At 45.7% G+C, this 10766-nt stretch carries 10 protein-coding genes; 4 read left to right on the top strand and 6 right to left on the bottom strand.

Annotated features, from left to right (window positions below; translation table 11 throughout):
- Positions 1-85: 85 nt before the first annotated feature.
- From H6F50_RS09475 to H6F50_RS09450, 6 genes are all read right to left on the bottom strand, one after another.
- Positions 86-1393, bottom strand: coding sequence for an O-antigen ligase family protein (locus tag H6F50_RS09475; protein WP_190411167.1), 1308 nt, complete (start codon positions 1391-1393; stop codon positions 86-88).
- An 87-nt stretch (positions 1394-1480) separates the two neighbouring features.
- Positions 1481-2950, bottom strand: coding sequence for a hypothetical protein (locus H6F50_RS09470; RefSeq protein WP_199292061.1), 1470 nt, complete (start codon positions 2948-2950; stop codon positions 1481-1483).
- A gap of 924 nt (positions 2951-3874) precedes the next feature.
- Positions 3875-5182, bottom strand: a complete 1308-nt coding sequence (locus tag H6F50_RS09465) for a ribulose bisphosphate carboxylase small subunit (protein WP_190428496.1) — start codon at positions 5180-5182, stop codon at positions 3875-3877.
- Between the two features lie 137 nt (positions 5183-5319).
- A complete protein-coding gene (locus tag H6F50_RS09460; RefSeq protein ID WP_190411165.1) occupies positions 5320-5655 on the bottom strand; it encodes a ribulose bisphosphate carboxylase small subunit in 336 nt (111 codons plus the stop codon).
- 96 nt (positions 5656-5751) lie between these two features.
- Complete coding sequence (locus H6F50_RS09455) at positions 5752-6150, bottom strand: chaperonin family protein RbcX (protein WP_190411164.1); 399 nt, start codon at positions 6148-6150, stop codon at positions 5752-5754.
- Positions 6151-6242: 92 nt separating this feature from the next.
- Positions 6243-7673 (bottom strand): form I ribulose bisphosphate carboxylase large subunit, encoded by a 1431-nt coding sequence (locus H6F50_RS09450; RefSeq protein ID WP_190411163.1) that lies wholly within the window; start codon positions 7671-7673, stop codon positions 6243-6245.
- A 271-nt stretch (positions 7674-7944) separates the two neighbouring features.
- Between H6F50_RS09450 and H6F50_RS09445 the strand changes: the two genes are divergently transcribed.
- The 4 genes from H6F50_RS09445 to H6F50_RS09430 all read left to right on the top strand — a co-directional run.
- The gene (locus tag H6F50_RS09445) at positions 7945-8670 is read left to right on the top strand and encodes a hypothetical protein (RefSeq protein WP_190428495.1); all 726 of its coding nucleotides are present in this window, start codon (positions 7945-7947) and stop codon (positions 8668-8670) included.
- A 158-nt stretch (positions 8671-8828) separates the two neighbouring features.
- On the top strand, positions 8829-9941 hold the full coding sequence (locus H6F50_RS09440) for a two-component regulator propeller domain-containing protein (RefSeq protein ID WP_190428494.1): 1113 nt from the start codon (positions 8829-8831) through the stop codon (positions 9939-9941).
- A 92-nt stretch (positions 9942-10033) separates the two neighbouring features.
- Positions 10034-10567 carry a hypothetical protein gene (locus tag H6F50_RS09435; RefSeq protein WP_190428493.1) on the top strand — a complete coding sequence of 178 codons (534 nt, stop codon included), beginning with the start codon at positions 10034-10036 and terminating at the stop codon, positions 10565-10567.
- Positions 10568-10652: 85 nt separating this feature from the next.
- Positions 10653-10766, top strand: a 114-nt coding sequence (locus H6F50_RS09430; RefSeq protein ID WP_190428492.1) for a 3-methyl-2-oxobutanoate hydroxymethyltransferase, incomplete at its 3' end; no start/stop codon positions are given.

Here is a 10766-nt window from a genome sequence, read left to right as displayed (position 1 = left end):
GATATTACTGGCATTTAGTTTAACCTTTGTGTAAGTCTAATAAAAAAAATGTTATCTTAATTCCCCTCAATCATCAGTAAACAGTTTAAAGTTCTGTTTTGACTCTATAACCGTTTTCAGGAATATTGGTCTCAGTGAATAAAAAGCTAGGAAATTTTTCTTTGATGCTAATTCCTAACATAACTAACCCAGGCCAATAAACATAGGCAAGAGCCTCTATATTTTCCCCAAAAGTAAACATAAATATCACCAAAATTATACTTAATCCTACTCGTGAAACTCGACTACTTTGCGACTTAATTACTAAATCTATGAAGCTCCAAGCCAAGGGAATGACAAGTGCCGTAAACCCTACGATTCCTTTCGTTACCAGAAGACCAAACCAAGTATTGTGAGAACCGATGGGCTTGAATGTTGCAACAGCAGGCCCTTTAAATTCACCAATTCCATGTCCCCAAATAGGAGCTTCTTTCCAACGTTCTACTGCTAGGCGAGCCAATATATCTCTCACTCTAGAAGAGCCGGCTCTAGCCTGGTAGAACATATCTGAGAAAGCTCTAAATGAATTGATTAGCCAGGAAGAAAACACTCCCATAATAAAACTGGCGATTCCGGCTATGAGCTGTATATAAGGTTTCGTAAAATTTGATAAAGCCCAAGTAGAAAATATGACAAAAGGAAGAGATACAATACCTAGGCGCGAAACCGAACCCACAATCATTGCAACCGCGCCAATCATGCCAATGAATCGCCATTTTTTGTTCGATTCTTGCGCTGCTAGAAAGAAATAGATATTTCCTACCATTCCCAAGGCGGGTGCCCAGGGGGTAAACAATTCAAGACGAACTCCACCTCCTTCAGGATCGAGACCGTAGAGGTTAACACTGTAGTAAGCAAGACCGCTACGTTCTATGATCCGCAAAGGGGAAGTGTAGATATGAGAAGGTAGGTGTAATCTAGACGCTGTATAGCAAACGATCACAGCAATTAAGCTTTGCAGACAAAGTATGCAAGCTGCTCTATAAATTATCTGTGGTCGAATTTTTAAACAGCCTGCAAGAGGAAATAACGCTAAGGGAGCATATCTTACAACCCAATTGATTGATGAGTTAAGAATTTTGCCTAATCCTAGATTGAAGTTCATGTGAGCAGCAATTAAAGCCACCTCCATGACTAAGATACAAATAATCCACACCCAGATTGTTGTGGGAATGGTTATTTTCTCCTCAGTGGGCGTATTCTCTGTTTGGTTCCACAGTTTCTTTCCTACACGCCACAAGAAAAACCAAGCTAGTATAGGCACTAAGGTCATTTGTAGCCCAAGAATGTGAATTACATAAATCCAGGTAATGTAATACCAAATCAACTTTTCTTCAAGATTTTGAGGTTTCATTGATATCTGGTTCATGCATCTTGGGTCTAATCAAAACAATATTGTTGCTGCGGTTTATCTCCTGAAATCTGAATCGATTTCCAGTGATTACGGACTGGTATCCAAGTAGGTATGTTTAACTAGCGTAGAAGACCGAGAAATTTTGCGATCGCGCAGCCACAGTAACAGTAGTCCATTAGTACAAAACAAGGAACCTAAGGCTGCACCTAGCAGAACTAATTTCTTATTGGGGGCACTCGCAGAAGTCGGAATTGTAGGCTCTGTAAAGATTTGAAGTTGAGGATAAGAGGAAGATATATTTGACTTGCTCAAATCCAATCTCGCTAAAGTAGAAGAAAAAACTGCTTCGGCAATTTGCACATCTCGCATCAGGTCGGCTAATGAAACCTCTTGCTGTGCAAGTGACTTGAGCCGATTCTCAAGTAGAGCAAGCTGTTGGTTGAGCGATCGCGCTTCTGCTTGGAGTCCTTGTGCCTCTGTTTGCACTGTCACTAACTCTAGGAAAAGAGCATCCCGCGAGGTTCCCGATCCACCACTTTTGCTCAGGTTAAGTTCTTCTAGACTTGCTATCGTAACGGGTCGCTTTAAAAGAGATCGCCCCTGCCTCAGTAAAGCCGTTTGAGCGGCATTTAGCTTTGCCTGCTGCTGAATTAGAGCAGGATGATCGGGTAAAAACTTTGATTGCAAAGCAACGAAGAGGCTGTTCGCTTCACTATAGTCTTGTAAGTATTGTTGAAATAGGGAGTCGGCTTGAAGAACAAAAGCATCTGCTGCTTGTTTAGCCGATAAATCTAAGCTACTAGATAGTCCTTGCAAACGAGCATTCGCATCTTGCTGTTTAGCTAATACTTCAGCCCGCTGTCGGCGTAGCTGTTCAATATTTTGTGAAAGGTTCGTAAGTTGATCCGTAGAAGTTAAACCCGAACGCGCTTTGTACTCAGATAGGCGTGTTTGCGCTGCTTTTAATTTTTTTTGGGACTCCCCAAGGGTGGATTGTAGCGTTTTATCCTGCTGAGCGGCTTCCTTAATTCTCAGTTCGTTGATTTTTACTTGCAAGGCTTCGTAGAGCGCTAAAGATTTTTTATAAGCTTCGTCGGGAGTCGTTCCTTGAAACTCAAAAGTCATCAGCGTGGTGTTGTCTAATACTTTAGCTCTGGGTTTACCAAAATCTTGCAAGGGCATATTGAGCTTATTAGCAGCAGTCTCCAAGACCGGCTTACTGAGAGCTAGAAATTTATAGTTCTCTCTGGGATCTTGATTCGTACTCATGTAGGGAGAGTCGCTTTTAGAGGAAGCTTGCCCAATCCCTGGCAGGTTGATATTGCTGGCTGAACCGGCTGAGGGTAAACTAAGCGCTAACTCAGTGCTGTAATTGGGTTTGGTAACTTTTATATAATATAAAGCTCCTCCCCAAATAGCTGCATTAGTTAATAGTCCTAAGACTAAGTAACGCATCCAATTTCCTTGAGACCTTGTCGATTTTGGGGAAGATTTAGAAATACTTGCAGAGTCAGTAATAGCCAAATCTTCATGGGGAGAGGTAATCGGGCGTTTCATAGTCAAAGAATTAGGCTTACACTAGGGTTATTGCGATTGTTTGTCTCTTTGAATAGCTAGGCTCAAGGACTGAATGGCAATCTTGATTCAATAGTTTTGTATAACCTTCGTTTATTAGAGTATACACAGCCTTTACTTCGCTACTTTTTAGGAGTGGTTTATCATTGCTCTCGTGAAGAGATTGAGATAAAACGCTTTGATATTTTCAGTTTCAAACAACAGCTAGGATGCAATTTCAAGAGCTATTTAGAAACTACTAAAAAGCCTTTTGATTGACTGCAATTGCAACATAGAATGTTTTTCTATCCACCCTATAATTTGTTTTTCGCTAGTCATTCGCTTTTCGCATTAGAAACACCCGGAAAAAGCTTAGTTACTCGTATTTAAGAACAGCCTAGATTTCAATGAAATGATTCGGTTCAAGGAATCATTAAACATAATTTTAGTGTCATCTCATCGTAAGGGGCTTTACATAGCGAAACATCAGTCCAGAGGATGATTATGGACTGCATGATTTTTTTTAACCAAAGTGCAAATCTAGCGAACTAAAAACGTGTTGAAAGAGGCACAGGCAGGTTGTTTGAGCAATTGCTCGTGAGATAGCGATCGCTCTGTTACGGTGACAAGTAAAGTGATTAAGCGATCGCTATCTCAGCAATGAAAACTTCATCAAAAATTGCACAAAAATCGTGCAACTTTACCTAAACTTTACAGAAGTTGGATTGATTTTGTGATTCGATGAGCCTCTATATCTTAATCACGATCGCTCACTTCGTTACTGTAAATTTATACCGCAAAGGGCGACGAAATTAACAAATTTTTGTTCCCATCTCGCTTTTATTGAATTATCGATTCGCCAGGATAAACAAAAGCGATCGCTCTGTTGGGGCGATCGCTTTCCCAGCAAATACTGTACTACAAACGTTAACTATTCGGACGTTGGATAATCGTTTCTGCAACGCGCCGCTTGGCTTTGGGGTCAATGCCAATGAAGCGCACGTACTCCCCATTATGCTCGCTCAAGCTAGCTTCCAAAGCAGCGATCGCTTCCGATGCATTTGTTGTCTGAATGGGATCGCCGCTTTGCCAAGATTGGCTGCGGAACCGACGTGCATTTGCGTGTTCTATACCAATGCGATAGCCTTGGGCAAGTAGATCCCGGATCTGTTGCTGCACCTCTGGACTAATTCGGGCACTATTTACCTGAGTGTTGCTGCTGTGACCGTTACCTCGGTCGGACTCATGGGGGTGCGATGGCTCGTTCGCCAGTTCATTACGGACAACGGTCTTCCGATTTTCCGGCGGTATGGATGGCATCTGAGGCACATCCCTAACTTCTGGAGTCACGGAGCGTCGCCCTGTATTGTACTCTTGTACCAACCGTGAATTCTGAACTCGCTGCTGTTCTTGAACCATCAGGTTGCCAAACTCGATTAAGCGAGAAAGAGTGAAATCAGGCTTTTTGAACACTGGTGGTCCTTCAGCACTGTTTACTACCCTAGTAGAAACCCGGTTAATCCCAATGTCGTGGATGAAAGAGCGGATTTGTTCATCGTAAATGCGCGATCGCACTGCACCAAAGAAATCAATCGCTTGATCGGGAAAACGATCGACTAACTGTTCAATCTGACTGCGAGATAATCCATCTGGCTCAAAAATGCCTCCGACGATGCCAATCTTGTCATCTCTATCGGGTTCCCAGTGGAATTTTTCCATCCGACCATCCCGAATCAACGGCGCATACAGGGTGGCGAAGTCATTGCCTGTGACAATAATCGGCACTCTGGGTAGCGGCGTGGAATCATAACTGCCAGGAAGTTGCACATCTGTAGGTTTATCAGCAATATTCATCAGCGTGCCATTCACCAGCTGAGTATTCACCGTATATTGGGTGCCTTGATCGAAGCGCCCTGCCCCAGCATCCAAATCATTGATCATTAGCACGCACATCTTGCCGCGCACCTTGATCAAGTCTGCTGCTTCCCGATAGCGCAGGCGGATCAAACGCCCGGGATCTCCTGCATCTGGACTTTCCAGTTCCCCTGCCGACATATGGACAGCTTCAATGCCCATCCGCTCAAATACTAATTCACACTGAAAAGATTTTCCCTCTCCCTTCCGTCCGTGAACTCCGAGAATCAGAGGAACTCGTACTCCAGGGAGGTCAAGAAAATTTTTGGTGATATGAACCGCCAGCTTGTCTAAAAAGCGGGGAGAAATGTAGTAGGTCATAGTCTGTTAAAGTGAATGCTCCGATTGCTAGGCATCAAACAAACAAATTGGAGAGGTAGATTGCTCTGCCTCTCCAATTTTGCACGAACGAGTTAAAAGTGAGTCGGTTAGGCAGCGCCCACCTGACTAATTAAGGTTTAGTAACCTCTTTGGTTTGGTTTCCCAACGATGAAGCTGAGAACTTGGCACTGCTTGATGTTATCAAAGCCCATGACTCGGACATAGGCGTTGGGGTTCTCAGAACGGCAAGCTTTGATTTCAGTGAGAACTTCTTGGGTTGTCGTAGCATTGAACAGAGGCAGTTTCCACAATGTCCAGTAGTGCTGTTCCGGTGCAGAACTATCGCTGAATTCAACCCCTGCAATATAGCCTTGGTCGAGGATGTATTGGATTTGCTTGTTGATTTGCGCGTCGGTAAGCGCTGGCAAATAGGAAAGAGTCTCGAAACGAATCTCTTTAGGCAGAGTTCTCATAGTTGTGTGGTCTTCCTTGTAGGTATGTCTGCTAAGTGGACGCTTGATGCGGTCTAACGTCCAAAGTTGAAGAGTTCTGTCAGATGACGGTCGAGGTTATCCAGACTCGCCTGGTGATTCAGTTTGTTGTTCCGGCTGGAAGCTGGGGTCAGGTAAAGTAAGTAGCGTAATTCGCTCGAGATGTTGACGCCGATATTCGATATTAGATTTCTCAATACCAGTGCGAGTCATCTCAGGTAAAAAGTCTGCTACTTCCTCTGCAAGATGCTGGCGCACAGTCATAATCCGAAGCGCTAACTCTGGATTTTCTTTGAGTAATTCCTTGACGTAGGCTTCTCCATCTTGGATGACGCCCGTTTTAGAAAAGTTACTCAGCCAAATTGCCAAAGGAGGATTTGTTTCGCTCAACTGAGCCACGATATTTTTCACTGCCTGATAAGTCAGGTAGCTAATCAGTGTCTTAGCCGTGTCTTTGGCAATTTGCTTGAGATCCATATTTGACCCCAGACCTAAAGAGTTCTGAATTTTGAGTGTTGAGTTTGTTTAAGTTTAACTCAGCACTCAACAATCATGACTCTGTCATTAGATTACAGAGTATCCATTGCCTCGAACTCGAACTTGATTTCCTTCCAAAGTTCGCAAGCAACCGCCAACTCAGGACTCCACTTACAAGCTTCGCGGATCACGTCGCCGCCTTCGCGCATCAGGTTGCGACCTTCGTTACGAGCTTGGACACAAGCTTCCAAAGCAACACGGTTGGCGGTTGCACCAGGTGCGTTACCCCAGGGGTGCCCAAGGGTTCCACCACCGAACTGCAAGCAGGAGTCGTCACCAAAGATTTCCACCAGAGCAGGCATGTGCCAAATGTGGATACCACCAGAAGCCACGGGCATCACACCAGGCATAGAAGCCCAGTCTTGGGTGAAGAAAATACCGCGAGAGCGATCTTCTTCAATGTGGTCTTCACGCATTAGGTCAACAAAGCCCATCGTGATGCCTTTTTCGCCTTCCAGTTTACCAACGACGGTACCGGAGTGCAGGTGGTCTCCACCAGACATCCGCAGACACTTGGCGAGAACGCGGAAGTGAATACCGTGGTTCTTTTGACGGTCAATCACAGCGTGCATAGCGCGGTGAATGTGCAGCAGGATACCGTTGCGGCGGCACCACTTAGCGAGGGTGGTGTTAGCAGTGAAGCCACCCGTCAGGTAGTCGTGCATGATGATCGGTGTGCCGATTTCCTTAGCGAATTCAGCCCGTTCCATCATTTCTTCGCAGGTGGGAGCAGTCACGTTTAGGTAGTGACCTTTGATTTCACCTGTTTCAGCTTGAGCTTTTTCGATGGCTTCTTGAACGAACAGGAAGCGATCGCGCCAGCGCATGAAAGGCTGGGAGTTAATGTTTTCGTCGTCTTTGGTGAAGTCCAAACCACCGCGCAGGACTTCATAGACGGCACGACCGTAGTTCTTAGCTGATAAACCGAGCTTCGGCTTAATCGTACAACCCAGCAAAGGACGACCGTACTTGTTCAGTTTGTCGCGCTCAACGGTAATCCCGTGAGGAGGGCCTTGGAAGGTTTTGAGGTACGCAACAGGAATTCTTAAGTCTTCCAAGCGCAGCGCACGTAAGGCTTTGAAACCAAACACGTTGCCCACCAGAGAGGTCAACAAGTTGGTAACAGAACCTTCTTCAAACAAATCCAGGGGATAAGCAATATAGCAAAAATATTGGTTGTCTTCGCCTGGTACTGGCTCGATGTTGTAGCAACGACCCTTGTAACGATCCAGGTCTGTCAGCAGGTCTGTCCATACTGTTGTCCAGGTACCTGTGGAAGATTCAGCAGCAACAGCAGCACCAGCTTCTTCTGGAGGAACACCAGGCTGAGGCGTAACCCGGAAAGCCGCCAAGACATCAGTATCTTTGGGGGTATAGTCTGGGGTGTAATAGGTGAGTTTGTAATCTTGAACCCCGGCCTTATACCCAGTCTTTGTCTGAGTTTTTGTTTGAGAGTAAGACATGTCTTCCTTCCTGAGGGAATCCTGAATGTTGTTACGGGTTTAAGCGATCCCATAACTTTTTTCTTTATTAATTTTTAACTATACCAGCAAGGTAATAAGTTGATATTCTAATCTTCTTTTTGTAAACATAAGCTTTACTTATTACCTATAAATCTATAGGTTTTGTTACAAATAAAGACTTGACTTTTGGAAACAATTAGTAAACGAATAAAAATCACTGAAAATAGCGATCGCGCACCGAATATTATAGGGTCGTTGTTTTTTGTTGGGAATGCTAAAAAAAGTTTCTCTCCTAGCCGCATCCTTGATGCTGGGAGCGTGTAGTGCAATCGCTGTATCCAACCATCTGCCGCTGAGTACATTAACCGATGTGACGGCCTCTCGCCGCGATCCAGCTTCCATCGGGACTCAAGCAGCCCCATCCATGACAGCGCTACCAGAACCTCAGTGCCAAGGAGAAATTCCCAAATCGCTCGAAGCAAGCTTGGGCAAGTATCGCTTGGCGCAAGAATCGGACTTTGTCGCTTCCATTCGTGCCTACGAGCGAGAAAATCCCGGACAGCGAACGACTTGTAGCATTTTCACTGCTGACTTCAACGAAGACAAGCAGAAAGATTACGCTCTATTGTTAGTCAACCCTAAAAATAATAATTTTCGATTTTTGATCGCCATTAGCCAGAGCAGCGGACAGTTCGATTCAGCCGTGGTTAAGGATTTCAGCCATCTTCCAGACTCCTCAGAAGGCACTATTTACACAGCGATTAGCTTCAAACCATCCGGAGAACTCGGACCAGCCGCCCGCGAATATTCTCCTTTGAAATCTGGAACATCCGAACAGCAAATTTTTAAAGCAAAACCAGCAATTGAACTCTGGAAAGCACTACCAACTGATTCAGCCGGTGTCCCTCAATATTTAGAAATTGGCACCCTTGCATACTGTTCAAATGCTTTCTACTTTGTCAATGGCAAACTAAAAACATTTGGCGTTTGTGATTAATTTGTTGAGTACATATACTCAAGTTATGCAATCTGCGATCGCGACTTCGTTGTAATTTTTCAATCTGTCGCTAACACAGGCTTAAATGTAGTAGGAACTTATATTTCAGCTAAATGAAGAGAGGCACGTTAGCAAAGCCTCTTCTAAGGAGATTAGCGATGGCATTCTTGAGTGAGCGTATCGGTTTGTTTATTAGTGCTACGCTGCTTTCTTTAAGCCTACCAGTATGGGGAATCATCCAATCAGATTCACAGACCCGTGGTAGTGGCGTACTAGCTCAACAATCTACGGAGGTAGACCGGGGAGATGACCTACTCACCTATCCACCCTCATCGCCGCCGCCTGGAGGTCGTCCCTTGCCCCCCGAACGCCGACGGCAAGAAGCCACCCCCCTACCCGCAGATTTTCGCGTCACTGCATTGCAACCGGGTTATACCGGCAGTCTCTGGGTTGGTTCCTGGCAGAGTTTAGCGCGGATAAATCCGAGGACAGGCAATGTTTTGGCTCGGATTGCTCTACCAAACTACACCATCGGCGCGTTAGCGCAAGACCGAGTGGGACGAGTTTGGGTGGGAACTTACGAAGGACTGCTGCGTGTAGATCCCCGCAGCAATGAAGTGACGGCGCAAAATTTCACCTTACCGTCTAATCGGGTGTTGTCGCTATTGACTGACCAGCGGGGTTATCTGTGGGTAGGAAGCGATCGCGGTCTTGCCATGATCAGTCCCGACCAGGGATTGTTAATGACAACGGTGCAAAAGCTTCCCGGAGTGTCAGCGAATGCCCTCACCCTCGACCGCGAAGGTCAGTTATGGGTTGGAACCTTAGAAGGATTAGTGCGAATTAATACCGCCAATGCCTTTGTGATGAAGCGGCTGAGGGATATTCCCGGCACCACAGTGCAAGCTCTCACCCTAGATCCACAGGGACGGATTTGGGCAGGAACGCCCAGCAGTTTGCTAGTCATTGACCCAAAAACCGGGGATGTGCTGCGGTCGGTGACGCCACTCAGGGGGCGCAACGTTACCGCTGTGCGCTTTGCCCAAGATCGGAGCGTTTGGGTGGGGACAGATAATGGTTTATTGAGATTGAATCCGGATACGGGTGCGGTTCTGGATCGAGTTGGCGACCTCCCCTCCAGTCGGATACTCTCTTTATCAACGGATGTCGCCGATAAGTTGTGGGTGGGAACCAGTGAAGGACTCGCTTGGATTAGCTTGACGACAGGGCGCGTGACCCCGCACTTAGCCTTCGTTCGGGGAGAAGAGTAAACAATTTGTCAAGGTCTAGATTAACGGAATAAGTCAGCCGGAAGTTGAAGTCTGTTACAGGTTGTTTGAGTCATTAACAGATTGACGCTTCCATGCTGAAAAAATTTGCCAAAACTGTTGTAAGTGCAGCGATCGCTGCCACGGCTTTCTCTGCGATCGCTCAAGCTGCTAGTCCAGCAGACATCCGGATCAATACCATCCGATTAGAAAATACCCTCGATGCCAGTGCTAACGTACGACTGGGTTACTTTGAAGTCCCCGATAGAAACACGACTGTTTCTGCTTTCGGGGGTGAGATGCGCCGCTACGATGTCCACATGGCGCGGATGATTGCCTTGAGTCATCGATTCTACTGTCAGCAACCCTATTCTGCTGGAATTGAAAAGGTAGTCGTTTGGGATTACAGAGCTAACAATGGCAGAATCGATATGGGTACGTTCAATATGCCTTGTACTCTGGTAGAACAGGTAGTGAACACCTATGGTCTTGGTGGAACAGTGCCGATGGAAGTCGAACTGACTGACGGTTCTGTAGGAGTTTTTAACATACAGACCCTAGATATTGAAGACGGCTGGGAAACTGACGATTTTCTAAGATTTGTGCAAACGATGAAACCGGAGCGCTGAAATAGTTGTTAATTTTTACAAGTAGGGTGGGTTCTAGCCTATCCCTACCAATGATTAACAACCTTCTCAAAATCGCATCTAAAAAATGGCAGTCACCACCCAGCAATTAATCCAGTGGAAACAACAGGGGCGTCCCATTGTCGTGTTGACAGCTTGGGATTATGCGATCGCGCAACTTATAGACGCCGCTGGAGTGGAT

Origin of the sequence: Coleofasciculus sp. FACHB-712 (assembly GCF_014695635.1) — a bacterium.
GTDB lineage: Bacteria > Cyanobacteriota > Cyanobacteriia > Cyanobacteriales > FACHB-T130 > FACHB-T130.
This window is presented reverse-complemented; position numbering and strand designations above follow the sequence as displayed.